This window comes from Ruegeria sp. YTSC003, from assembly GCF_059609785.1.
Genome location: NZ_JBXWMK010000002.1, coordinates 165,405 through 189,190, shown reverse-complemented (window position 1 = coordinate 189,190; position 23,786 = coordinate 165,405). Strand labels below are relative to the sequence as shown.

The window sequence follows — 23,786 nt, the reverse complement described above, 5'->3', positions numbered from 1 at the left end:
TTCACCTCCACGTCTTTTTTCGTTTCCAGCGGCGGTTTTCGCGTGCGCCTTCCTCCTGCACGCCCAGATAGAAGTTCTGGATGTCCTCGGATTGCATCAAAACGTCTGCGGCGCCATCCATGACGATGCGCCCGACCTCCATCACATAGCCATGATGGGCCAGCTCCAAGGCGGCGTTAGCATTCTGTTCGACCAGCATCATGGTCATGTTCTGTTCATCGTTCAGACGCCCCAGGATTCCAAAGATTTCCTGTACCAACAACGGTGACAGACCCAGCGACGGTTCATCCAACAGCATGATTTTAGGGTTGGCCATCAAGCCACGGCCGATTGCCAGCATCTGTTGCTGCCCGCCAGATAACGTTCCCGCCTCTTGGTTGCGACGTTCCTTGAGGATCGGGAAATACGAAAACACCAAATCGCGATCGTGGTCGATCTGGCCCTTGTCCTTGAGGGTATAGGCTCCAAGGCTTAGGTTTTCATCGACCGTCAGCAGCGGAAAAACCTCGCGACCTTCGGGCACGTGAACGATACCTTTTTGGACGACCTTGTGCGGCTCGGACCCCTGAATTTCGTCACCGTCGAATGTGATTTTACCCTTTTCCGGGTCCATCACGCCCGAAACGGTTTTCATCAACGTGGTCTTTCCCGCGCCATTTGCACCAAGGATCGAAACGATTTGGCCGGGGTGCACATCCAGAGAAACCCCTCGGATCGCCATGATCGGGCCATAGAAGCTCTCGACGTTGCGGATTGTCAGTATCGGAGTGTTCATGAGGCTTTCCCCAGGTAAGCCTCGACCACGGCGGGATGCGATTGAACCTCGGCAGGTGTTCCCAGCGCCAGTTTCGCGCCGTCTGCCATTGCAAGAACGCGGTCTGAGACGCCAGATACCAGTCCCATGTCATGCTCGACCATCAAAACCGTGATCCCCATCTGCCGCCGGATATCATCGATCCACCAGCGCATGTCGGTTGTTTCTTCGACCGAGAGACCCGAGGCTGGTTCGTCCAGCAAAAGCAGCTTTGGATCGGTGGCCAGAGCACGTGCCACCTCGACAACCTTTCGCACGCCATAGGGCAGGCCAGAGATCATCTTGTCGCGGAATGCCTGCAGGTCGAGGAAGTCGATGATCTCCTCTACTTTTTCGCGGTTCTCCAATTCCTGCCGCCGCGCGGAGGGCAGAAACAACACCTCGGACAGCATGTTGGTTTTGCGGTGACGGTGTCGTCCGACAAGGAGGTTCTGCAGGACCGTCGCATGCTCGAAGAGTTCGATGTTTTGAAATGTCCGCGCCACACCATATGCGGCCACGCCGGACGGTTTGGCCTTAAGCAAGTCGTGACCGTTATACCGGATCGACCCGGCAAAAGGGTCGTAGAAACGCGAGATCAGATTGAAGACGGTGGATTTTCCTGCGCCATTTGGTCCGACGATGGCAAAAACCTCACCTTCTTCGACCTCGAAAGACAGATCGTTGACAGCCGTCAGTCCACCGAATTTCAGAGTGACGTTTTCGAACTCAAGCAAGCTCATCTCAGGCGCTCCGTCTTGAGATAGGATTTTTGACGTTTGAACATGTCTTTCCGATAAAACGGGAACAGTTCGAACCACGTCCGGATTTTCAGCCAGCGCCCGTACAGACCCATCGGTTCAAAAAGGATGAAGGCGATCAGGATCATTCCGAAGATGCCGAATTCCAGCCCCGGAATGGCGACGGTATTGCCACCGAAAAGGGCACCCACGTATTCCTTGGAGATAGATAAGAACTGAGGCAGGAACCCTATCACAATGGCGCCAAGAAACGCGCCGTGGATGGACCCCAGACCGCCGATCACGATCATCATCAGCAACTGGATTGAAATCAGGACGCTGAATGTCTCATTGTTGAATGCGCCCGAGAACATGCCCATCAACGCGCCTGCCCATCCGCTGACAGCGCAGGACAACGCGAATGAGATCATCTTGGTCCTGGCAATATCCACGCCCATTGCCTGCGCCGATACCTCTGAGTCGCGCACAGCGATAAAGCTGCGTCCTAAAGGAGCCCGCAACAGGTTGATGTAGCCAAGTGTGACCAACACCGCCACACTGAGGACCAGCCAGAAGAACTGAACCGGAGTGCCCCAGCGGTCGACCAGAAACCCGAATATTTCGACACCGCCCAGATATTTACCCGCGACCCCGCCTGTGATCGGCTCGGCCAGAACAATGACGTCATCCATCAGGATGGACAGGGCCATGGTGAAGATCGCAAGGTAAATGCCATGCAGCCGCAGGGCCGGGATTGCTACGGTCACGCCAACCAATCCGGTTAGGATGCCAGCCAACGGAAAGGCGATCAGAAATGGTACGCCCGCTTCCAAAAGGATGACATTGGCGTAGCACCCAAAGGCCAGAAAAGCTGCGTGACCCAGACTGACCTGACCGGTGTGACCTGTTAAGATCATCAGACCGAGTCCCGCTATGGCCCATATCAGCACGTTTGTCAGCTCGCCTAGATAGAAATCATCCAGCCACCACGGCGCGGCTGCGACGGCTGTCAGTAAGATCATATACAGGCACAGCTGATAGGTGTCCTTCCAAGGTCGGATATCCTGCATATAGTTGGTTTTGAACACAATCCGCATGACTTAAACCTTCTTGACCCGAACCTGACTGAACAGCCCGTTGGGGCGGAAAATCAACACTGCCAAGAGCAGCGCATAAGGCGCGATCTGACTGTATCCTGCTGCGATGTAACGGCTGGCAAAGGGTTCAATTACCCCAACGATCAGCCCGCCTGCGAGGGCACCGGGCAGGCTGCCGAAACCACCAATAACGGCTGCGGCAAAGGCCTTGATGCCAAGCAAACCTGTGGTTGGATCAACCGAGCCTTTGGCCGCGAACAAGATCCCTGCAATCCCCGCGACAACCCCAGCCAAAGCCCAGATGAAACCCTGAACGCGCTTTACCGGGATGCCCATGTAATATGCTGCCAACTGGTTTTGTGACGCGCCTTGCATCGCCAGGCCCAATTTGGTCCGGCTGAAGAAAACATACAGACCCCAGGTCAAAAGGATGGTAACGACAATAACGGCGACGTCCTCCATCCCCAGCACCAGCCCTCCAAACCGAACTTCTTTGCCTGCCAATGGGTTTTGAAGTGTCTGCGGCTCGTGCCCCCAGATCAGCCCGGCCACAAACCGGATTACGAACCCTAAAGCGATGGTCAGAATGACGACAGCTGTTTGGCTTTCCCCAAACAAACGGCGAATGATCAGGCGATCTACCAAGTAACCTAACGCGCCCATGATCCCCAGCGAAATCGGAAGAGCCAACCAGAAAGGCAGGCCCATATATTCGGTATTCGTAAGCCCGATTGTCACAAAGGCGCCCAGCATCATGAAATCGCCTTGCGCGAAATTCACCGCCTCAGTGGCCTTGTAAATCAGAACAAAGCCAAGAGCGATAAGGCCGTAGACACAGCCATTCGCCAGCCCGCTGATCAGCAGCTGCGCGTTATCCAAGTCTGTCCTCCCATGCCGGTATGTCCGGCGTTCCTTACGCCCCGGACATCCTCCTTCGTCCGGGGCTTTGTTCTACTATGGCGTGATAATCACCTTCCCGTCACTCTTTTTCAGAGCATTGGCCAGATTTGCCACCACATCGCGCAAGCCAAGCCGTTCAGAAACATCCGTTTTCCAGCGTCCGTCAGCAAACCGGGCCTGTACTTCTCCAACAACTCTCATCTGGTCCGCCGGAGGCGTTGACGTCATCCACTTGGTCAACCAGAACCCCTCGATCCGCTTGCCCATAAAGATCAACTGACCGGTCTGTGTCAGTTTTGGCAATTCGGGGCTGAGCTTGCCGTAGATGACCCACCGTGCACCGTTGGGCATCGAACAAAAAATCTGCTCGGAAACCTGATCCGTCACGGCATCCAAAAAGACACGTGGTTTTAGTTCCATGCTGAGCGCTGCGAATTTCTGTATCATGTCCGGGTCGGACGTGACCAAGACCTCATGAGCGCCAAGTTCCTTCAAGGATTCAACTGCCTCGGCCCGACGCACGATTGCGATGGGTTTCAGTTCCAAATCGCGCCCCAATGAGCACATGAGTTTGCCCAACTGGCTGGTGGCCGCCGAAACGACAAAAGCATCGCCCGCACCCCGCGCGATGTCCACCATGGCCATCGCAGTCATGGGATTGATGACCTGGGCGGAACCATCTTCGTCCGAGATATCGGGTCGCAGTGGGATGCACATCAACGCCTGCGTCACGACATACTCCGCCCACGCCCCGGAACCAGCCGCCACAAAGGCAACCCGTTGATCCTGCAATGCTTCGGCACCGGCGCCGGTGGCCACCACGTCGCCACAGCCTTCGAACCCGGCGGGCGTGCCTTTTACACGCGGCTGCCCGTATTCGCCTTTGATAAAGTGGATGTCGGACGGGTTCACCGACGATGCCCGCAATTTAATCAGGACCTGACCGGGGCCGGGTTGGGGCACAGGAAGCTCGGCCTCGGCCAGCCAATCGGCGGCATCTTCGATAAACGGACCGGTGGCCGATCCGGAATAACCGTCATGGGTTTGAATGACAGCGAACATGTTTGGGGGCAGGGTGGTCATTTTGTTTCCTATCTCCTGTGCGGACACCGCACAGAACGGGTCTGTTGCCAATGGTGTTGCGTTGGATTTAGGGGCAGCCAATCAAACGGGTGTTGGGACGTCAATCAGAGTTGCGTCTGACGTTGCGGGAGCGTGCGCGCCGTATGGAATAAGGGCCGCTCAATTCCGAACGGCCCTTGGAAATTATTGTTGTCCGGTCAAAAGCACACGGAGCTCTTCGATCTTCTGGGCAATCAACTGAGGGGATGCTTTGATTTCATCCAGGATACCCAGAGCCTTTGTTTTGAGGTCCTGCGACAACTGGCTGTCCTGAACCGAAGTCACCATGGCGTCATAGTCAAAATTCTGGACGGAAAGCGTACCTTCTTCGATCCAGGAATTCAGCAGATCTTGCCCCTGATTGGCCAAAGCGGCGACCTGATCTCCGGCCTGGTTGGCCAGATCAGTAGCTGCTTGTCCGGCTTGCTCGGCCGCTTCGTTGGCTTGGTCTGCAATGGAAGATGCGGCTTCGCTCGCCTGCTCGGTCGCGGCTTCTACGGCATCGTTCACAGCCTCACCGGCTTCTTGGGCCGCCGATTGCAGTTGTTCGGCAGGTGTGGGTTCGGGTTGATTGAGATAATAGTAAGCTCCGGCGCCAAGTCCGGCGACGATAACAGCTAATATGAGAGTACGCGACATGGGGTTCTCCTTGAAATATGTGCCGCTTAGATGAGGGTAAATTATCGGTGATCAAAGGGGAATTCCCAGAAATTCATTTCAATTCGGGGGTTTGAGCCAGCCTGCGCCGATCTGATGGAACCAGGTGGCAATAACACGCCGTCATGCGGACAGCACAGCAGGTGAGCTTGATTATTCGCTAAAATCCGAGGCGGAATTGGGCCGGAAGCAGACACATTCTGCACAAAGGCCGCGAAGCTGCCGTTCACCGCGCTAGCGAAGCCCAATTTCTCGCTGTACAGGCGCGGACACTCAGGTCTGAAATTCAAGCCAACTGAAAACGGTGCGGTTTCGGCCCATTTTTCGTTAAGAACCCAAGAAGCGTTCAAGTTTCGCGCGATCGACCTTGGAGGCGTGACGCTTGTCCATGGGGATTTTGTCAATTGAAATCACCTTGGGAACACCAAAACTAAGCGCACAACTACTCCAAGCCTCAACTTGAGCAGGGAACCCTTGAATGCAAAGCGCCGGGCCTGCTTTCGTATTCACAAGTGCGCAGTGTTCTACACCTGGCCATTGCCTTGCCGCGACTTCGATTGCGAAGGGAAATAATGAACCCGAGTGCACTTCAATTTCGGACCCCATCCGTCCCCATAACCACAATCGACCGTGCTCGTCCAACGTGCCAGCGTCACCGGTTCGGTGCCAAACGACGCCGCCTTCTTTAATTTTGTTTTCCACTGATTGGGCCGGATCAAGATAACCGTTGTTCACATGTGCCCCTGCGACCTGAATTTCATTGTCGCAAATACGGAGCTTGATCTCAGGCACTGGATATCCGACGAGAAGCCCATCGCCACCGGACATCCGACGGTAATCCTCCTCCGAGATGTCCCTGGCGTCGAGATGGGCAATCGGTTCAGCCTCGGTCGATCCGTAGACGCAAATAACCGAAAGCTTGTGCCGGGTTCTCAACGTCTCCACCAGGTCCGGGAACACCGGGCCACCGCCCGTGAACACCGTGCGCAACGCACCGGTGTCGCCGGATTGAGCAAGTTTTTCACAAAGTGACGGCGGGATGAGGGTTCGGGTGATTTGCTGCACATGGATCCAGCTGTCCAACTGTTCCGGCGACAAGCGGTCCAGCTTGCTCAACTTCCAGTTCGGGAGAACACTTGTGCGCCCAGCCGCCAGATTGATCAGTGTGAACACCGGAAAGGCCACCAGATCGCGCTCGACTTGATCGCTGTTAAGGAGGGGTGCGATGGCATCGTGTTGCGCCATCAAAAACGCATGCGAGCGGGGAATGGCTTTCGGCTGGCCCGTCGTCCCGGAGGTAAAAGAAATAAGGGCGATATCCTCCGGTTGAACTTTGTGGACCACCGGATCGCAGCGACTTTCCCCCGGCTTCAGCAGAGGTAGGGACCAAAGGTTTGGAAACAGAAACTTCAGCAAAGAATACGCGCCCGCTGCACAGAACGCTTTTGGATTCGTGGTCCGGGCGGCGTGGCGCAGACCGGCCAACCCCATGGCCGGTTCCGGCAAGACTACGGTGGCGCCAAGGGACCATAGGGCGGCCAGACTTGCATACAGGTCCGCATCGACAGGCATGGCCAAAAGCACGCGATCACCTGGTTGGATACCCTTGTCCTGCCACCTACCTGCCAAGTGCTGAACCCGCATGTGCAGTGTTTGAAAACTTATCTGGCGGCCCTTGCCGTCCACTATTGCGGTCCTGTCCGGAAACCGTTCAACCGCAGCCGAGAAATGGGCGAGCAGGTCAGCCATTCAGCTTCCGCCCAAGCAGGGAATATCGCCGGAAAATCGTTGCACCTTCCGCGGCACTGCGGTCGGCCGAGTTATTGTCATCATGGATCAGCGCATGAATGGCTGTGTCGTACCCCATGCTGAATGCCGTCTTGTGGAACCTGTGTGCCAGATGCCGCCCGGCGCCGGGTTCGAGACTTGCATAGGTCTTAAGGATTGCGGATGTCGGATCGGGGCCTTCGGCATAGTTGGGAATGCCGAACAGAAACCCGGCCAATGACCCGTCGCGGCGGCGCGCAAACAGGATCAGCTCGCGCTTCATCATTGGCACAACCGGCATATACATGGCCAGGAAGTCCGCCTCAGATATCGGCTTATAGAATGCGTTGTTTGAGAATGCCCGGGTTGAAAGTTCGAATACCTGGCGGAACAGGGCCTCGGGATCTGTTCCATCCCACTCTTCCACCACGAACCCTTCGGTTTCCGGCGGTGCCGACCGGGCGGCGGCCTGCAGCGGCACTCGGGCCGAGAAGTACCGGCTGATCTCTTTAAATCCGGCCGACCGGAACACCTTGGGCTCATGAGGTTTGTTGGTGGGTTCCATCAGGAACGAAGCAGACCCGTCGCTGCCCGAGACAAACCGGTAGCTGTGCCAGGTATCGCCGGACATCGGCCCGATGATCCGGTCGAGGCCCGCGTCTCTGACTCGCCGTATCCCCTTGTGCAGGATCTCGGCTCCGGCCTCGGGGGTTTTGCAGGAAAAATCACCGAAGGTTGCGGTGGGAACGCCGTCCCAGTTTGGGCCGTTCAGATACACGGTCAGCTTTGCATCAGCGGTTTTGATCGTCTCTTTGGTCATGAAACAACTCCGGCAAAGAACCCCGCTCCAAGCGATCCAGCAACGACCCAAACATAGTAGAGCAAGGGCAGGGCGAGGGCCAACAGCGTCAACCTAAGAACCCGGTCTTTTTCGAACCAGTGTGGCCGGGCCAATGGAACCGCGACTGTGCACAGCAGTGAGAGCAGGGTCAGAGCCGTCAGCGGCTCAGCCCAGTTCGACTGTTCAGAATTCTGGGAAACAGCCCAAGTCCTAATTATGAACAGGAAAGCCGCAGCAAACGGTATCGCAATAGGATTGGCACACAGCGCCACAGCAGTGAGCCCCATAGCCAACCCCATCGCACTGAGCCCAAAAAAAGAAATCGCATCCCATCCCGTTGCATTTCCTGCCGCAAGCCACCCGAATCCCAAAAACCCTAATGCGGCTACGATATCCAGATCGGGGTACTTACTGTCACAAGGAGAAGCGGTGCGCGCCCAGCCATGTGCGGCAAGAACCATAATCGGCAGTACTGTGTTCTGCAGTTTAGCGGCCGCAAGCAGCAAAAAAACCGCGACAACATACACTCGGGTCGTATGCTTGGTCAGGCCCAGCTTGGTTCCCACCACGCCGAAACTGGCAAGGGCGGCAAAGAACATGGCGGCCAACAGGGCGAGCTCTGCCAAAGAGCTGTGATAGTGGCCGTTCAGAAAAATTAGCAAGCCAAGCGGCAGGAACAAGTTATCAAAACCCCGCCAACTTTGCGCCTCGACCAATGTGCCAAAGGCCGCAACCATAAGACACAACATCATGACGTTAGATGGCGGGAGTTTCGACAAGAATAAGAAGCAGATGATCGCAACCAATAGCGTTACGACAAAAAACACCACTGACCCTTCTAGGCTCTTGTCGCCATCTTCCACCACGTAGCGTTTGGTTCCATACGCGGTCCCGGCAAGCGCTGCGGCAGCATCCGCGAGTGTCAGAACTGCAATTGGCAGCAAGTAGAACAGTATGTTTTCGCCCGCCAGCAAAAAGCAAAGTCCAACGGACAAGGCGAGTAGAAAGTCACCGTAGGATGTGCGTTCAACCCCATGTAGGGTCGCGCCAAGACCCGATGAAAAACGCGGCAGGCGCAGCACAAGCATCACCAGCATTGTGGCTGCGATCAGCATGTAAACCGGCCAGCGATCAGGAAAGAGCCAGGGCAACAGCAACGCAAAGAGGCCCGTGCTGACATGCATCAGCTTGCGCTGCACTTCGGCGCTCAAACCCGCCGTGTTGGCCAGACTTCGGATGACCATCATTACTCCGACTAGAGCCAATACGGACCCCGCCGCCAGCAGAACCTGCCCAGGAACCGTCACGGCTGCACCTCTTCAACGACGAAATCCGAATAGAAGAATGCCATGTCACGGGCTTTCTGCTGGGTTTCGATGTCGGTCAGTGTGCCTATCTGGCTTCTGTATTCCGGCGGAACCCGCCGGGGTGCCATCATGTTCCAATAGACCAGTCGGGCGTGTGGCTCTGCGGCGGTCAGGATAGAGCCGTAGACTTGCGGGAAGCTTTCAGGCGACATGTATTCGAAGATATCCGACAGGTTGAACCCGCTGGCTTTTTCACCGGTCGATACAAATGCCTCGAGCGACCCGAGGCGGATGTCGAGACGATCCAATCGGGATCGGATTGTCTCGTAATGCTCGGGGCGCCACGCCATCGGCAGCGCGTCACCGTGGTCGCCCTTGAGAATCCAATGCAGATAGGGATTTTGCGAAGGATCGGTGGCGACCCCCGCATGACGGATGCGGCGGGCGACATGTTGCGCCGGGCTGCCTTCGACATGATCGAAAAATGCGCTGTCCCGGCCCATGCGCCCCATGACGAAGCGAGAAAAGAAGATGTTCAGCAAAAGACGCCAACGGAATGTGTTGAACCGCGCGTCGAAAAAAGTTTGTCGTGCTTCTGGACTGCGTGGAGTGAACACTTCGTCGATGGTTCGGCGTGAATGCACCAGCGGTAAAAGCCGGGTCCGAAAAATGCGAAAATAGCGTTCAAATTTGCCGACGCCCCCAATGCCGTGTTTTTTGACCTCCGGAGTCAGAGCCTCCCAGAAGGCGCGTGTGTCGGTATCTGTGGCGTCCAAAACCCGGCCCAGCAATGTACCCCGTCGGGTACTTGGGCGCGAGCCAGTAAGTTCGATGAATTCGGAATGAGTCAGCCGCTGATAGGCCGCGATTCTGAGCTTGAGGCAGGCGATCTGTGCCGGTGACAGGTCCAGAACCACGACGCGCACGGGATCGAGTGTCAGCATAGCCAGCGCATTGTCTCCGGCCGAGCAGATGGACACCAATGTTTTGCCCGCACAATCGCCTAGTGCAGAAGTCAGGACATCTGCGTCCTCCCACAGTTGGGCATAGCGGACATAGTCGAAATCCGCTTTATCCTCAATCTCACTGCTACCCATCGCACCGCTCCACCGCGCCGCTTGCCCCGTCGACCGAGATCATCTCGCCATCTTCGATCCAGTGCGTGGCGCCTTTCAGGCCAACCACGCAGGGGATACCAAGTTCACGCGCCACAATGGCCGAATGTGACAACAGAGATCCCCGCTCGACGACGATTGCCGATGCGTTTGAGAATACGGCGATCCAGCCCGGGTCGGTGTGGCGCGCCACCAGTATATCTCCGGGGTCCAGGGCCTCGGTGCGTGGATCACGGATCACACGCGCACGCGCTTTGATCTGTCCTGCGGAACAGCCCGTGCCGTGCTTCGCCCGTGCCGTGTCCACCTCGAGTTCCGCGTTGTCGGACCAGATAGGCGCGATGGCGGGACCACGGATTTCGATGCGTTCCGGCGGGTCGGGGCGTCGGGATGAGGCTTCATCCTCTTGTTTGCGCCGCGCAACGATGCCTTTCAGATCAGGTGACAGGCTATAGCCTTCGACTGCTCCGAGAACCTCATGTGTTGTCAGGAAAAAAACATCCTTTGGTGATGAAAGCAGATCGTGGGCGGCGAATTCCCGGCCGATGCCCAAAAACACACGTCGTGCATAACCAAAGATTCGCGTGCGTTCAAAACGCAGGTTTTCGCGGTCGCGCACACGCGCCTTGGTCCAGCCAAGAATCCATTTGGCCGACTGCCGTTTGAGGGGGGTTGCTGGAAACAGAGCTTGCCAGTCCGGTTCAGCGCCTTCCTGACGCCCAGACGGCGGACGCTCGGCGCTGGCTGCAATCGCCAGCAAAAGGCTGGTTGGGTCGTCGCGCAGCGGAACGCTTTCCAGCTTGAGCTCTTCGGTGCACCGGTCGCCGAATTTCTCAAGATACGCATCAACCTCGGCTTCGATTTGCCGGTGCCCGGACAAAACTGACAGCTCTGCATTGGCTTTCAAAGTTGCGGCAAGACCTGCCTGCCTAACCAACTTTCCCATTTGGGCAATGCGCTGAGCGGGTTCCGCTGAAACGATATCGCCTTGCCCGATCATGAGGTCATTGTGCAGGGTCAACCCGTCCTCGCCCAGCCACTTTTGTAGCAGGTTGCGCGAGCCGCCAAAGGCAATCATGCATAGAAAATCGTTGATCAGCGGGGCGTCCCAACGATCCAGCAAGGTGCTTTCGATGCGCCTGTACTCGGCCGCCAGTTCGGTCGCGTTGGACGTGTTCACATCGAGCCCCGCCAGCAATATGTCGTTCAGCCTATGATAAAAATTGCGCCGGGTCTGCGGCAGCCGGACAGCCTGCCAGATCAGACCGCCCGCAACCTTGGCGAGTTTCGCGTATTCCACGACCCTGGTCCAACCAGTGGTGGGGGGCGGAGCAAGAGCATCCGTGACCTCACGCGGCATCGGTTCAGAAACGCCCATCATCGTTTCCATATAGTCGCGGTTCATCGAAAACCCTGGCAACAGCGCCAGCGCGCGATACCAGTTGATCAGATTGTAATAGGCACGCCCATCCACGCGCCCCAGCAAATTGTCAAAAACAGTTGGGTTCCGGGCAACCGTGTGCCGGGAAACGCCCAGCAACCTGACGAAAGCGCGATACACCTGAGAATAAACATGCAGAGCAAAAGAATAGGTCAGCGGGCTGACGATGCCCGGATAGCTTTCTACGATATTGGAGTTGTCGAAAATAGTAAGTGTCTGGTCTTCGAGCGGCTCAGGACGTAAGGCCGTGGTAATCGGTCGTGCCTGCAAAATATGTAGCCCTTGCGCATCAATGGCCCATTCGATGTCCTGAGGTGATCCGAACAGAGCTTCGGCCTTTTGGGCAAGGGCCGCGATGGATTGCGCCTCGTTCACGTTCAAATGTGTTGGGGTGTTTGGTGCGCTTTCCGGTGTGCCATCCGCACCGATGATCCAGCCCTCACCGTCCGCTTCACCTGACACAAGCTGGTCTGCAAGGCCTTCAATGGCCGAGATCACGACCACATTGCGCCGACCACTGACCGGATCGGCGGAAAAGGCGACACCGGCCGTCTTTGCATCGACCATGCATTGTACGATGATCGCAGGAGCCTCGGCTTGGCCGCCGGATTTGACCGCCCGGTAGGTTTCGACCGTTGCCGAGAAACCGGATTGCCACACCTGCTTGGCCGCTGCGATCACACTCTTGCCAGGAACGTTCAGGACAGACTCGAACTGTCCCGCGTGACTGTGATCCACGCCATCTTCGGACCGGCCAGAGCTGCGCACCGCGTAAGGCCCGGGCCCGAGCGTTTTAAGCGCGGCAGTCACTGCCGATCGCAGGCCCTTTTTCGCGATGGGCCCGGATTGCCCCATGCGAAATGCGTCTTTGGTGATGACAAAGAACTCGGGCGGGGAAAAACCGTGCTGCGTCAGATGTGACAGTGCCGCCGCTTTGCCTCCGACAACCGAGACATCGTTGGCATCCGTTTGGGCGACGATGGAAGTCATACAGGGGCTCCGAACAAGAAGGGCAGGAAACCAGCCGTGGCATAGCAGAAGAAAACCCACAGGCCGGAAACAGTGTCCATCCTGTTCTGTGCTTTCTCAGTTGGTGACTGACTATAGCGGAATGCGGCAGCCCCGCAGGGAACCAGCGCCAGCGCGCCGATAAGGGCGCTTGGCCAGCCAACGCCCGTGACGCTGCCCGTGCCGACAAGAAGCGCGAAGGACAGCAGAACGCAGCCGATCCAGATACGCCCCGCCCGACGCGGACCCCATAGGGCGGAATAGGTGTCGACACCGGTAATCTCGTTTTCAGGAGCCCACAGTTTGCGCCCGATCTCAAGGACGCAGCCATTCACAAAAGACAACGCCAGGAACAGCCACAGAGAGGGCGCCGCCCCGCCTGCCGGCAGCCATTCGAGGCCGGTCAGCAACAGATCAATCAAGGGCATGATCGCCATATGGCTTAGCAGGTACAAAACCGGCCGCGCCTTCAGCCAGGCCGGGACACCGAATTCGACCGTCATCGCCGCGAGCCAGATCCAAACCGCGCCCAACAGCCACAAAACCGACGGGTACCAGAACCAGGCAGCCGCAAATGCCAGTGGAATGGTCAGTAAACCCAGGCTTAGAACTTCACCGGTTGAGACTAATCCGCGTGGGATCGGCCTTTCGGGCCGGTAGCGCCGGTCGTCTTCAGCGTCCTTAAACTCGTCACAGACCCGCATCTGGAAGAACAACGCCATGGCCAACACAAAGCCGGCGGCAAAGGCGGGCCATTCGGGCAGGGGGCGGTCTGCGAGACGGGCGGACACGCAGATACTGGCCGAGGAAAACACCAGCAACAGAGGGACGGTTTTCTTCAGTGGAAAACGCTCGGATTGATAAATCCAGAATCGGTTCTGAATGCTCATCTGTGGCGGGCCAGACTTTCATGGGCGCGGGTGAAATGGCCCGCAGCAATCGCGGCGACGATGGAGATTTCACCACATAGGCACGTGGCCGCGGCCACTTCAGCCAAAGCTGTGCCACACCCGCTGCCCCGTAGGCCGAGTATGTTCAGCGCTGCTGCCTGGCTGGGCAATCCAGTGCCCCCGCCGACCGAGCCAACCAAGATGTTCGGAAGTGTAACCGAACAGAAAAGATCGTCGCCCCTTGGTTCCATTCGCGTGATTCCCATCGCGCTTTCGGCAACGCAGGCCGCGTCCTGTCCGGTTGCAATGTAGAATGCCGCCAGCCCGTTGGCATAGTGCGCCTGCGCCCCAAATTGGCCGGACAAAAGCGCCCCCAGATTGGCGACACGGCCATAGTCAAGCATCGCTTCGACCGTCGTTCCAAGCGTCTTTTTGACAACCTCAGCCGGAAGCGTGACCGAGGCGCTGACCTTACGCCCGCGCCCCGTTACCAGCCCCAGCGCCGAAGCCTTTTTATCGCCCGAAAAATTGCCTTCGACATACCAGTTCTCAATCGCGACAGGGCAGCTATCCGCGATTGCGTGGCACAAGGCGTCGGTGGCGATGGTCACCATATTCTGACCCGCTGCATCACCTGTGGTGTAGCGGCAAATCAAAAAAACGACGTTTGTATCAATGAACGGCTCCAGCGATACAAGCTTGCCATGACGGGTCGTCGCTTCGGCCGCAGATTTGAGCATGTCGACATTTGTCACAACCCAATCCACAAATTGCCCGGCCTTGAGAAGGCTCTCGAATACAAACGCTGGTGTCCGCAGAACACCTTCGTACAAAACAGCTGTACTGACGCCGCCCGATCGGGTGGCGGCATAAGCGCCCCGGGCATAAGACGCGACCAGCGCCGCCTCGGTTGTTGCAAGGGGGATATGAAAATCGCCGTTTGCGTTCATTCCGTTCAAACGTAAAGGTCCAATGACCCCGACAGGAAGCTTAACCGTCCCGATGAAGTTCTCAATATTGGTGCCATAGGTTTCGGCATCTTCTACCGTTTCCGGATCAGCGATTTGCGCTTGATCCTCGTCGCTGGCTGTGGGTTTCAACTGCTCCCAAAAGCGCACGACCATCTCTTTGGTAGGCTTGCGGGACGGGCGCAGTGTTGAAAACTCGGCATCATTTGGAGCCATCTGTTTCGGTATCTGATCAGCGTCAAATCGTGCCCTGATGCGTTGAAGCATTTCCCGAACATGAAACGGAATTATCAAGAGTGCACTCCAATAGATTTTCAGCAAAAAGCGATTACAACCACAATCTGATCGGTATGCAAGTTACTAATAGATCGACTAAAAACCAGCCAAATTTTCCTTTATCAAGTATTTGATCCGAAAGGGTCTCGTATATGTTGCGGTTGATACTACTTTCTGCTCGATAAGCGTGTCTACGCAATAGATCAGCCAAAACGCCAACGGGTCAGATGAAACGCATCGCCTTCAAGCCTCTAATCAGAAGATCACAAAACATCATGCAAAAACTGATGAAAGCCATTGTTACATTTTTCGTTCTTCTAAGTGTTACAGCCTGTCAGCCGGGGACGCGAGCATCCGCCAACGACGAGGTGGAACTCAACGAGGTTGAAGTAGAAATCGTTTCGGTTAAGCCTGAAAAGGATGGGAGTACAGTTACCGTTCGCGACAATGCCGGGAACATGTATCAGGCGGTTATTTCAATCCCCAATCTTGGTCCAGATTCCAATTTCGATTTTGATCATCTTGAGCCTGGTAACCGTATGATCGTTTCCGGAGAATCTTGGTTTCTGGGAGCAGAACGGCAACTTACGGTCAGAGAAGCCAATGCAATCTGAGTGCGGAAGCGTTCGGGTTGTCCAAGCGGGCTGTCTGTTCGACGCTCCCGGCGATAATACCGCGCTCGGTGTCCAAACCCGCGTTTTGGGGTGGCACCGAAGGAAGATATTTTTGACCCTAAAGCAAATCCGCTAAAACAGTAAGTATGCCATCCTCGCCAGTCTTGCTGACGAGGATGGGGGCGACGACCGTTACGCGCTCGCGGTTTTTCGGTCGTAGTCATGCAGCAATTGTTCGGCATCTTCCTTGATGTCCGGGTGCACGATCACCCCATTTTCCATAATTTTCAGATCGTCCAGCCAAACGGTTGCCTTGGTTGAAATACCGTCAAAATGAGAACTGGCGGGTTGGCCATGCGGGGGCATGTCCATCGGAGAGGTGTGGCCGAAGCCGAAGTCGACACCACCCCAGATGCGTTCGTCCTCGACGATTTCCCAACTCAGCTCGCGCACGCCAGTGCAGAGCCCGATCATCATATGGCTGATCCTGCGCATGTTTTCTTCGTCGAAGCCTTCGACATAATCGCGCAACAGGTTCCCGTGTTGGCCGCCGTAATCGAGGATGTTGCCGTCTTGCATGGTGAACTCAACTTTGCCGCCTTTCGACAGGTCAGCATGCATAATCATGTCAAACACGATACGGCCTTCCATCGTGCCGGTTTTGGGAACGAGGTTCACATACCCAGGTGCAGTGCCGAATTTCTTCTGCGAGAAATCTCCGCTATCAGCATCGATCACGTTGTTGGGGTCCATTTCAAAGGACACGTCCGTGCCGCTTTCGCTGGTGACGCACACGGTCTTGGCCTTGGCCGCAAGCGCTACGATCTTGTCGATCACTTGGCCCATGCGGGTGATGTCATAGTGGCAGAACACCCGCTCAAGACTGTCGATGGAACTGCCCGCCAGCACATTGTAACGCAGGTTGTCGTTGGCCTCCATCACGCGTTCCCACATTGAGGAGTAGAGCGTGAACGCCTCGTTGTTTTCGATCCAGATGTCGGCGTGACTAAGGGCGGCTTCCATGGCTCCGGCGGGCCAGTCCGGCATTCCTGCCTCGCCGTTGTTGTTCGCCCGCCGGAACTTCATGATCAGCGGCTTGGCATCCACCTCGGCCGCCGCCTGATAAAAGGCTTGCGTGATCAGCGGGTCGGTGCCGTCGTCCTCGGTCAGGGCCACGGTCTCTCCGGGCTTGGCAGCAAACATCTCCTGAATGATACGGCGCGCAACGACCAGATATTGCTTGGGCAGGTTCGGAGTCATGGTTAGAGTTCCTTATGCTGAAGGGAGTGTGGCGAGCGTTTTTTGCAGAACTGCCCAGACTTTCTGGACCGAGTTGATCTGCACTCGTTCATCGGTGGAATGAGCGCCCTGAATGTTTGGCCCGTACGAGATCATTTCGGTGGCCGGGAAGGTCTGAGACAGAATGCCGGTTTCCAACCCGGCATGAATTGCGATCACTCCGGGCTTCTCGCCTTGCTGGGAGTGGTAGGCGTCCGACATGAAATGCAACAGCGCGCTATCGGCCTGGGGTTCCCATCCCGGCGCGTCATTGGCCGTCCAGATTTGCGCCCCGGTTCCACCGACGCTGTCTTTCACCTGTTCAATGACCTTTGGTTTGTGGGCTTCGACGCAGCTACGGGCGAGGCAGGTGACCTGAAACCGGCCTTTTTCCGCGACGGCGATAGACAGGTTGTTGGAGGTCTCGACCAGATCGGGCACGTCGTCGCTCATCGAATGGACGCCGCTGTTCACCCGGCCAATTGCAGCCAGAAACTCGGCCTGGAACGCAGGGGTAAAGCCGCGCTCGGCAGTCTCATGTACCCGGTTGCACCGAATGCGGGCATCGGGTTCGCGAGGCACGAACGGTGCCACAAGATCCGGCAAGCCGTGAATAGCCTCCTGCAACGCAGTCTCACTGCCTGGGGTAACCGCAAAATGGGCCTTGGCACGGCGCGGGATGACGTTGGCCACGCCTTCGCCGCCGAACCACGTGACCGTCAAGGGCACGGCTGCGTTAAGTCGAACCAGTGCCTCTGCCAGAACCTTGATGGCGTTCATGCGACCCAGATGGATGTCGAGGCCGGAATGTCCGCCGAGGCCACCCCGCACCTGAATCTCATAGAGATGCGCGTCACCATTCAGCGGCTGCTGATCATATCGGCCCTCGGCCAGGATATCGACGGCACCGGCGCACCCAATGGTCAACTCGTGATCGCTCTCCATATCCAGATTGATCAGATAGGGCGCAGTCAACTGGTCGGCCGTCACCGCCTCGGCTCCGCTCATGCCGACCTCTTCGTCGACGGTGAACAAAGCCTCAATCGCCGGATGCGCCATCTGGGACGAGGTCAGAACGGCCATTGTCAGGGCGACGCCGATACCGTTGTCCGCCCCTAATGTCGTACCCCGAGCGGTCAGCCAGTCGCCGTCCACCACCAGTTCAATGGGATCGCGGTCAAAGTCGAAACCACGCCCTTCTTCCTGCTCCTGCACCATGTCCAGATGGCATTGGAGGGCGACCGCTGGGCGATCTTCCATCCCACGCGTCGCGGGTTTGCGGATGATGACGTTGCCAGTGGCATCGACACGGGTATCCAGATCCAACGCCAGACCAAATCCGCGGACAAAAGCGACTGCCCGCTCTTCCTTACCTGATCCGCGCGGGATCTGGCTGAGGCCTTCGAAGTGCCGCCAGACGGCGTAGGGCATCAGCCCTGAAAGGGACGTGGGCATTGTCATTGCTCCTTGAAAAGGCCCGCGCGAGGCGCAGCAGCCGCGCACGGGCAGTCGGGGAGGGTTAACCTGTTTTGCGCAGAGCCTTCGCCAATACGAAGTACAGCACTGCTGTGGCGACCAACGCATCGATGGCGGACAGGCCGGTCAGCGTCAGATAACCATTTTGCGTGACGTAGCCGAGTACCGAGCCTGCGGCCCACGCGATCAATGCTGGCCAACCGATAGCCGGAGTGCTTTCCAGTTTGTTCAGGTCATAGTCCCGGTCATTCACCAGGAAGAAGTCGACGGCATAGACGCCGACCAGCGGTGTCACGCAAACCCCGATAAACAGCAGGAAGTCCGAGAAATAACTGGCGAACCCGCCCACGGCGGCAAAGGTTGCGATGATCGCGCCGAAGACAGTGATCTTCCAGCTTGGGGTCTTGGTTGCGAATGTCGAAAGGGTGAGGGTCGAGGAATAGAGGTTGGTGATGTTTGTCGACCAAGTGGCGAAAACCAGAACGAACAGGGCAGCAAAGACCACACCCATTCCAGCCATAATCAGGATCAGGTCTGATTCACCAGTGCGAACTGCAGGGATAGCTGCCATCAGGGCAACCATCGGGAAAGTGAAACCAAGTCCCACAGCTGATGCAATCAGACTTTCCCTGTCGTTAGGGCAGTAGCGCGTGAAATCTGGCATCAGCACAGCTGCAATCACAAACAGGCCGATCACGGTCGAGATCAACGAAATCTCACTCTCGGTTGTTGCCGTGCGGGTCCAGTCCAGCGCGCTGTCGGCATCGCCGGTGGCTTGGAACGCGACGTAGATCATGAACGCCGCAAGCAACGGTACCGAGAAACGCGAGAATTTCTCGATCATCTGAAAGCCGAAGATCGTTGTGATCGTCATCAAAACCGAACCAATAAAGGTCGCGATTTTTACGTTGAAGTCGATGTTGAGCATTGTCTTGAGGGCTTGCGAAATCGCCACGCCGAACTCTTCGCAGGTCACCGCGTACCAGCCCAACAGGATCAGAGCCATCAACAGGTTCACCAGCTTTGCGCCGGTCTGACCAAACGAGAATTGCAGGATCATGTAGGTCGACAGGCGCGAACGTGCACCGACGATTCCCGAAAAGATCGAAATGATCGCGACAATCCAGCTGCCAACCCAGAAGGCAAAGTTGGCGCTGCCCAGTCCATTATCTTGAGCCAGCCAAGAGCTGTAGGCCAGCACCGGAAGCGTGATCCCGATTGCACATTGGATAACTGCGATCTGGATGCCGCGTGTATTCACGTCCGCCGGAACCGGTTCGCGGGTGTAATCTTCGGTGAGTTTTTCGAGGCGCGACACCTCAAGCTGAATATCCGAATTTGACATCTGTCCCTCCCTGTTGGCCCGGCTTCTTACGCGTGGCTCTATCCCCTAATTCCATTAGCCTAACATAATTAGGTTACGTATCCTAACGAAATTAGGTACCGTGGCGAAGCGCTCTGCCCACAGGCGCGACCCGTTTAAATCGGATATTCAAAAGAAGCAGACGAAAAGTTGATTATGATTCAGAAGAAAAACTCCAAAGATCATATACTTGATGTTGTTGAACGCCTGTGTGCCGAGGTGGGCCCCCAGCGACTGCAGCATGCCTTGATCGCCAAAGAGTTGGGGATCAAACCACCTTCTCTTTACGCCCATTTTTCGAGTATGCAGGCGATACTCGAAGCAGTGACGCGCCGAGGCTTAGGCCAAATTCTTCTGTGTTACGACAACGTGGACGAATCACTTGGCGCAATGCAAGCGCTGAACTTCATTCAAGGTCGTCAGGTCGATTTGTTGGTTCAACGCCCTGGCATAGCGCGGCTTGTATTACTGGACCTCAGTCAGCCTGGCGGCACTGAGGCGATTGGCTGGCAGACACCCGAAATTGTACGCATTACAGAAATCGAACTAGAGCTGTTTCAACGGGCTGTGGCAGACGGAGACCTCCCCGACGCAGATTTCTTTCTGTGGTTCAGCCAGCGCATGGGAGCGCTCTATGTGTCATTGTCATATGAATGGCTTCGTCTCGGTGCTTTGGACCCTGAACGAATTGAAATGCTGAAACACAGCCTCGCACAGCAGTAACGCGTTAAGTCGAGTTCGGCGGAACTTAAGCAGGTTGCAACGCCAAGGTGATTTGAATGCAGACGAGCCGGTCCGGATGGAGGGCCCCATCGCAGCATCCAGCAGTGTAAAATGATAACAACAAAATGCGCGGAGGGTACTTAGCCCTTGGTACGGGTTTACAAGAGTACAGTCGCTCACTACGGCTGGTGTTCCCAAAAGTCCTTACTTAACCTGACAGTATGATTAGATCGAGTATTGCAAGTGATCCAAACACCAGTGTCGCCTGGGACTTCGACGGAGTTCTCAACCGCAACATTGTAGACGGAAGGTTCGTATGGGCGGATACATTTGAGACGGACACAGGGCTTTCGCTCGAACAAATAACAACAAAGATCTTCCGTAGTGGGTTCGACGACATCATTACTGGCACGGTCGATTTGCGCGTTAGGGTTCAAGAGTGGGCGCGCGGAGTTGGCTATCCCATCAAATAATAAGGAAAGAACCCATTCGGCATGTGCGGATGTTTGGAATCTGCGCTGCCTTTGCGGCCATCGAGGTCTGCGGTGCCCCATGGCGACTACCGATGCTCTCGCGCCAAGATTTGAACCCAAGAAATGGCATAGTTGGTGCAAACGAAACCCGAAATGTTGTCATAGTATGACATGTTGCGGCAGCGCAAAGTGGTTTAACGGCGTCCCTCGTGGGAGCAGAAAGCCTGGGAATATCTTTTATTTTTGATAGGTAGTGGCGGAGAGACAGGGATTCGAACCCTGGGTGGGCTTGCACCCACAACGGTTTTCGAGACCGCCCCGTTCGACCACTCCGGCACCTCTCCGCGGGGGTCTGTGAGGGGGGGATTTAGTGAGGAACGCGCGGGGGTGCAAGCAGAAAATTCCTGAAAATGACAAAGGCGGGATTTTCCGTTGCTTGACGCGGTATTTCCCCTAGGCTCATAGGTATGACATATCCTTTACGCCAAACTATCCTACCGCTATTCGCCGCCGTTCTGTTCGTGATTTCCGGGTCGCAGCAAGCATTTGCTGTCGGACGGGATCGGATCGAAGCCTTTTTGACAACAACCGGGTTCGACGTTGCACTTGAAAGCATCGCTCTGGCCTCGGCCTCAGCCCCGCAAATGTTGGGGATCGATCCTGATGGGTTTGGGTCCGACTGGACACGCCTGACCGAAGAGGTCTTTGATACCGAGGACATGCGCGAAACAGCCGTGTCTATTCTGGAACAAACGCTGAGCGATGAGGCGCTAACCCATGCGGTCGAGTTCTATGCATCCGACCTTGGGCAACGGCTGGTCGAGTCCGAGAATGCATCGCACATGGTTGAAGATGACGATGCCAAGCAACTTGAAGGGCAGAAAATCGTCTCGGACCTGATCAAGGATGGATCGAAACGGGTCGAAAATCTGAAACGCATGAACAATGCAATTGATTCCAGCGGGACGGCATTGCGTGCGCTGCAGGAAATTCAGGTGCGCTTTTTGCTTGCTGCCAGCGCCTCGGGGGTGATCGACTTGCAACTGGGCGCGGATGAGCTGCGTCAGATGATGAAGCGCAATGAGACCGGCATGCGTCAGGCTTTGCAGCTGTCCGCACTTGCCGGGGCAGCCTATACCTATCAGGACTTCTCGGATTCTGAGGTTGTCGCCTATGCTGAGGCTTTGGAGCAGCCTTTGATGCAAGAAGTCTATGAGCTGCTGAATGCCATCCAATACGAAATCATGGCCATGAAGTTTGAAGATCTGGCCGCGCGGATGGCGGAACTTCACCCGGCACAGGATATCTGATGCGCCTGATCGCTGCTTGTTTCGCTGTGTTGCTGTCAGCCATGCCGCTGGCGGCGTCCGAGCGGGTTGAACGCCTCATGCAGGCGCTTCAAATGGAACAGGTCGTCGATATCCTGCGTGACGAAGGGTTGGCTCAGGCGAAAGGCCTGAACGACACTTTTCTGGGTGGTGAAGGCGGGCCGCTCTTCGATGATCAGGTGGACCAGATTTATGATCCGGAGTGGATGCAGGAGCAGATCTCTGGTACCTTCGAGACCAGCCTGACAGCCAGCCAGATAGATCGCGCGATCCTGTTCTTTGAAAGTGATGTCGGGCAAACCGTTATCACACTGGAAAACTCGGCCAGAAAGGCTTTCGCAGATGAAACCATCAAGGACATGGCGCGCGAAAACTATCTGAACGGGGCAGGCGGCACTCAGCTCTATGACCTGATCGGCGAGTACATTGAAGTCAACGACCTGATCGAAAAAAACGTACAAAGCTCGCTTAGTTCGGATTACAACTTTTTTCGCGGTCTCAGCGCGGATAACGGAACCAGCTCGGAAGATATTCTGGCGCAGCTCTTGTCGGACAAGGACAGTCTTGCCGAAGAAAACCGCATCTGGTTGTATTCCTTCCTTCTGGTGGCCTATCAACCGCTTGATGAGGCTCAGATGCGCGAGAATATTGCTTTTTCCAGAACTGAGACCGGACGCGCCGTAAACGAAGCCTTTTTCGGCGGTTTCGATAAGATGTATGACCAGATCTATTTTCAACTGGGTCAGGCCGTCTCACGGGCGCTTACCGCATCAGATCTCTGACCGCGCATTTGATGTTGACTTTGCCGACCAATCTATGGATAAGCGCGCATCCCGGCCGGTTTTCCGCGCCGGGTGTCGTTATTATTGACCCCAGGGCTTTGTCCCACGGGTCGTCACACAGCCCGAAAAGGGCGCGCTGTTCGAGGTGGCGAAAGCCAAAAACGCCCGTTCGGGGACCATAGAACGCGATTAGACAAAGGAAAGACGCATGTTTGCGGTCCTCAAGACTGGCGGCAAGCAGTACAAAGTTCAGGCGGGCGATATCCTCCGCGTTGAAAAATTGGCTGCCGACGCAGGTGAAACAGTTCAATTCAACGATGTTCTGATGCTGGGCGGCGACGCTCCGGTTGTTGGTGCACCGTTCGTCGATGGTGCCGGCGTTCAGGCCGAAGTGATCGAACAAATCAAAGGTGACAAGGTCATCAAGTTCGTTAAGCGCCGTCGTAAGCACAGCTCGAAGCGTACCGTTGGCCACCGTCAGAAGCTGACTCTGGTCAAAATCACCGACATCCTGTCGTCGGGCGCTGACAAGTCGGGCATCAAAGTTGCAACCGGTTCGGCTCCGGCAGGCGAAGCTGCTCCGGCGGCGAAAAAGCCTGCCAAGAAAGCTGAAGCCAAAGCAGAGGCACCTGCCGCTGCTGCTGCTGACGATCTGACCAAGCTGAACGGTGTCGGCCCTGCCGCTGCCAAGAAGCTGAATGAGGCCGGTATCGAGAGCTTTGCCGCTCTGGCCGCCTTGTCGGACGAGCAGATTGCTGCTATCGAAACGGTCAAAGTGAAACCCGAATGGGTTGAGCAGGCCAAAGATCTGGCTAAAGGCTAAGGAG

21 protein-coding genes and 1 tRNA gene are annotated in these 23,786 nt (G+C 56.3%); 5 read left to right on the top strand and 17 right to left on the bottom strand.

Annotated features, from left to right (window positions below):
- Position 1: 1 nt before the first annotated feature.
- The 13 genes from AC2FFH_RS04665 to AC2FFH_RS04605 all read right to left on the bottom strand — a co-directional run bounded on the left by AC2FFH_RS04665 (position 2) and on the right by AC2FFH_RS04605 (position 14,913).
- Entirely contained in the window at positions 2-775 is a 774-nt protein-coding gene (locus AC2FFH_RS04665; RefSeq protein WP_496739971.1) for an ABC transporter ATP-binding protein, read from the bottom strand.
- Positions 772-1,536 carry an ABC transporter ATP-binding protein gene (locus AC2FFH_RS04660; protein WP_496843869.1) on the bottom strand — a complete coding sequence of 255 codons (765 nt, stop codon included), beginning with the start codon at positions 1,534-1,536 and terminating at the stop codon, positions 772-774. Before AC2FFH_RS04660 ends, AC2FFH_RS04665 begins: the two co-directional genes overlap by 4 nt.
- Positions 1,533-2,630 carry a branched-chain amino acid ABC transporter permease gene (locus tag AC2FFH_RS04655; RefSeq protein WP_496764964.1) on the bottom strand — a complete coding sequence of 366 codons (1,098 nt, stop codon included), beginning with the start codon at positions 2,628-2,630 and terminating at the stop codon, positions 1,533-1,535. Before AC2FFH_RS04655 ends, AC2FFH_RS04660 begins: the two co-directional genes overlap by 4 nt.
- A 3-nt stretch (positions 2,631-2,633) precedes the next feature.
- On the bottom strand, positions 2,634-3,509 hold the full coding sequence (locus AC2FFH_RS04650) for a branched-chain amino acid ABC transporter permease (RefSeq protein WP_170557355.1): 876 nt from the start codon (positions 3,507-3,509) through the stop codon (positions 2,634-2,636).
- 75 nt (positions 3,510-3,584) lie between these two features.
- Positions 3,585-4,613, bottom strand: coding sequence for an alcohol dehydrogenase catalytic domain-containing protein (locus AC2FFH_RS04645; protein ID WP_496843867.1), 1,029 nt, complete (start codon positions 4,611-4,613; stop codon positions 3,585-3,587).
- A 183-nt stretch (positions 4,614-4,796) separates the two neighbouring features.
- Entirely contained in the window at positions 4,797-5,291 is a 495-nt protein-coding gene (locus tag AC2FFH_RS04640; protein WP_496722821.1) for a hypothetical protein, read from the bottom strand.
- A gap of 345 nt (positions 5,292-5,636) precedes the next feature.
- Positions 5,637-7,058: an AMP-binding protein gene (locus tag AC2FFH_RS04635; protein WP_496764956.1), complete on the bottom strand. Its 1,422-nt coding sequence runs from the start codon at positions 7,056-7,058 to the stop codon at positions 5,637-5,639.
- Positions 7,051-7,896: a hypothetical protein gene (locus tag AC2FFH_RS04630; protein ID WP_496764952.1), complete on the bottom strand. Its 846-nt coding sequence runs from the start codon at positions 7,894-7,896 to the stop codon at positions 7,051-7,053. Before AC2FFH_RS04630 ends, AC2FFH_RS04635 begins: the two co-directional genes overlap by 8 nt.
- Positions 7,893-9,224 (bottom strand): hypothetical protein, encoded by a 1,332-nt coding sequence (locus AC2FFH_RS04625; RefSeq protein WP_496764946.1) that lies wholly within the window; start codon positions 9,222-9,224, stop codon positions 7,893-7,895. Before AC2FFH_RS04625 ends, AC2FFH_RS04630 begins: the two co-directional genes overlap by 4 nt.
- Entirely contained in the window at positions 9,221-10,321 is a 1,101-nt protein-coding gene (locus AC2FFH_RS04620) for a BtaA family protein (RefSeq protein WP_496764943.1), read from the bottom strand. The genes AC2FFH_RS04625 and AC2FFH_RS04620 overlap by 4 nt, the downstream gene beginning before the upstream one ends.
- Positions 10,314-12,770 (bottom strand): PEP/pyruvate-binding domain-containing protein, encoded by a 2,457-nt coding sequence (locus tag AC2FFH_RS04615; RefSeq protein WP_496843863.1) that lies wholly within the window; start codon positions 12,768-12,770, stop codon positions 10,314-10,316. The genes AC2FFH_RS04620 and AC2FFH_RS04615 overlap by 8 nt, the downstream gene beginning before the upstream one ends.
- Positions 12,767-13,678, bottom strand: coding sequence for a UbiA family prenyltransferase (locus AC2FFH_RS04610; RefSeq protein ID WP_496843861.1), 912 nt, complete (start codon positions 13,676-13,678; stop codon positions 12,767-12,769). The genes AC2FFH_RS04615 and AC2FFH_RS04610 overlap by 4 nt, the downstream gene beginning before the upstream one ends.
- Positions 13,675-14,913, bottom strand: a complete 1,239-nt coding sequence (locus tag AC2FFH_RS04605) for a hydroxymethylglutaryl-CoA reductase (RefSeq protein ID WP_496843859.1) — start codon at positions 14,911-14,913, stop codon at positions 13,675-13,677. Before AC2FFH_RS04605 ends, AC2FFH_RS04610 begins: the two co-directional genes overlap by 4 nt.
- Before the next feature lie 236 nt (positions 14,914-15,149).
- Here AC2FFH_RS04605 and AC2FFH_RS04600 point away from each other — a divergent pair, with 236 nt between their 5' ends.
- A complete protein-coding gene (locus AC2FFH_RS04600; protein ID WP_496764930.1) occupies positions 15,150-15,536 on the top strand; it encodes a hypothetical protein in 387 nt (128 codons plus the stop codon).
- 192 nt (positions 15,537-15,728) lie between these two features.
- On the opposite strand, the gene AC2FFH_RS04595 is transcribed toward AC2FFH_RS04600, so the two are convergent.
- The 3 genes from AC2FFH_RS04595 to AC2FFH_RS04585 form a co-directional block, all read right to left on the bottom strand.
- The gene (locus AC2FFH_RS04595; protein ID WP_496764927.1) at positions 15,729-16,796 is read right to left on the bottom strand and encodes a 2,5-dihydroxypyridine 5,6-dioxygenase NicX family protein; all 1,068 of its coding nucleotides are present in this window, start codon (positions 16,794-16,796) and stop codon (positions 15,729-15,731) included.
- Between the two features lie 12 nt (positions 16,797-16,808).
- The gene (gene pepD, locus AC2FFH_RS04590) at positions 16,809-18,269 is read right to left on the bottom strand and encodes a beta-Ala-His dipeptidase (protein ID WP_496764922.1); all 1,461 of its coding nucleotides are present in this window, start codon (positions 18,267-18,269) and stop codon (positions 16,809-16,811) included.
- A gap of 64 nt (positions 18,270-18,333) precedes the next feature.
- On the bottom strand, positions 18,334-19,635 hold the full coding sequence (locus AC2FFH_RS04585) for a purine-cytosine permease family protein (protein WP_496843856.1): 1,302 nt from the start codon (positions 19,633-19,635) through the stop codon (positions 18,334-18,336).
- Between the two features lie 174 nt (positions 19,636-19,809).
- On the opposite strand from AC2FFH_RS04585, the gene AC2FFH_RS04580 reads away from it, so the two are divergent.
- Positions 19,810-20,376 carry a TetR/AcrR family transcriptional regulator gene (locus AC2FFH_RS04580; protein WP_496764914.1) on the top strand — a complete coding sequence of 189 codons (567 nt, stop codon included), beginning with the start codon at positions 19,810-19,812 and terminating at the stop codon, positions 20,374-20,376.
- Positions 20,377-21,103: 727 nt separating this feature from the next.
- On the opposite strand, the gene AC2FFH_RS04575 is transcribed toward AC2FFH_RS04580, so the two are convergent.
- Positions 21,104-21,193: transfer RNA gene (locus tag AC2FFH_RS04575), tRNA-Ser, on the bottom strand.
- 123 nt (positions 21,194-21,316) lie between these two features.
- Between AC2FFH_RS04575 and AC2FFH_RS04570 the strand changes: the two genes are divergently transcribed.
- From AC2FFH_RS04570 to AC2FFH_RS04560, 3 genes are all read left to right on the top strand, one after another.
- The gene (locus AC2FFH_RS04570) at positions 21,317-22,159 is read left to right on the top strand and encodes a DUF2059 domain-containing protein (RefSeq protein WP_496764909.1); all 843 of its coding nucleotides are present in this window, start codon (positions 21,317-21,319) and stop codon (positions 22,157-22,159) included.
- Positions 22,159-22,959, top strand: coding sequence for a DUF2059 domain-containing protein (locus tag AC2FFH_RS04565; protein ID WP_496764907.1), 801 nt, complete (start codon positions 22,159-22,161; stop codon positions 22,957-22,959). Before AC2FFH_RS04570 ends, AC2FFH_RS04565 begins: the two co-directional genes overlap by 1 nt.
- Before the next feature lie 208 nt (positions 22,960-23,167).
- Positions 23,168-23,782 (top strand): 50S ribosomal protein L21, encoded by a 615-nt coding sequence (locus AC2FFH_RS04560; protein ID WP_496843853.1) that lies wholly within the window; start codon positions 23,168-23,170, stop codon positions 23,780-23,782.
- The last annotated feature ends 4 nt before the right edge of the window (positions 23,783-23,786 follow it).

What these genes read in the sequence shown, in the direction of transcription:
- AC2FFH_RS04615 (WP_496843863.1), bottom strand. Translation starts at nt 12,770, where the DNA reads ATGACTTCCATCGTCGCCCAAACGGATGCCAACGATGTCTCGGTTGTC.
- AC2FFH_RS04585 (WP_496843856.1), bottom strand. Translation starts at nt 19,635, where the DNA reads ATGTCAAATTCGGATATTCAGCTTGAGGTGTCGCGCCTCGAAAAACTC.
- AC2FFH_RS04630 (WP_496764952.1), bottom strand. Translation starts at nt 7,896, where the DNA reads ATGACCAAAGAGACGATCAAAACCGCTGATGCAAAGCTGACCGTGTAT.
- AC2FFH_RS04560 (WP_496843853.1), top strand. Translation starts at nt 23,168, where the DNA reads ATGTTTGCGGTCCTCAAGACTGGCGGCAAGCAGTACAAAGTTCAGGCG.
- AC2FFH_RS04645 (WP_496843867.1), bottom strand. Translation starts at nt 4,613, where the DNA reads ATGACCACCCTGCCCCCAAACATGTTCGCTGTCATTCAAACCCATGAC.
- AC2FFH_RS04620 (WP_496764943.1), bottom strand. Translation starts at nt 10,321, where the DNA reads ATGGGTAGCAGTGAGATTGAGGATAAAGCGGATTTCGACTATGTCCGC.
- AC2FFH_RS04600 (WP_496764930.1), top strand. Translation starts at nt 15,150, where the DNA reads ATGAAACGCATCGCCTTCAAGCCTCTAATCAGAAGATCACAAAACATC.
- AC2FFH_RS04605 (WP_496843859.1), bottom strand. Translation starts at nt 14,913, where the DNA reads ATGCTTCAACGCATCAGGGCACGATTTGACGCTGATCAGATACCGAAA.
- AC2FFH_RS04580 (WP_496764914.1), top strand. Translation starts at nt 19,810, where the DNA reads ATGATTCAGAAGAAAAACTCCAAAGATCATATACTTGATGTTGTTGAA.
- AC2FFH_RS04660 (WP_496843869.1), bottom strand. Translation starts at nt 1,536, where the DNA reads ATGAGCTTGCTTGAGTTCGAAAACGTCACTCTGAAATTCGGTGGACTG.
- pepD (WP_496764922.1), bottom strand. Translation starts at nt 18,269, where the DNA reads ATGCCCACGTCCCTTTCAGGGCTGATGCCCTACGCCGTCTGGCGGCAC.
- AC2FFH_RS04640 (WP_496722821.1), bottom strand. Translation starts at nt 5,291, where the DNA reads ATGTCGCGTACTCTCATATTAGCTGTTATCGTCGCCGGACTTGGCGCC.
- AC2FFH_RS04610 (WP_496843861.1), bottom strand. Translation starts at nt 13,678, where the DNA reads ATGAGCATTCAGAACCGATTCTGGATTTATCAATCCGAGCGTTTTCCA.
- AC2FFH_RS04565 (WP_496764907.1), top strand. Translation starts at nt 22,159, where the DNA reads ATGCGCCTGATCGCTGCTTGTTTCGCTGTGTTGCTGTCAGCCATGCCG.
- AC2FFH_RS04595 (WP_496764927.1), bottom strand. Translation starts at nt 16,796, where the DNA reads ATGACTCCGAACCTGCCCAAGCAATATCTGGTCGTTGCGCGCCGTATC.
- AC2FFH_RS04570 (WP_496764909.1), top strand. Translation starts at nt 21,317, where the DNA reads ATGACATATCCTTTACGCCAAACTATCCTACCGCTATTCGCCGCCGTT.
- AC2FFH_RS04655 (WP_496764964.1), bottom strand. Translation starts at nt 2,630, where the DNA reads ATGCGGATTGTGTTCAAAACCAACTATATGCAGGATATCCGACCTTGG.
- AC2FFH_RS04635 (WP_496764956.1), bottom strand. Translation starts at nt 7,058, where the DNA reads ATGGCTGACCTGCTCGCCCATTTCTCGGCTGCGGTTGAACGGTTTCCG.
- AC2FFH_RS04665 (WP_496739971.1), bottom strand. Translation starts at nt 775, where the DNA reads ATGAACACTCCGATACTGACAATCCGCAACGTCGAGAGCTTCTATGGC.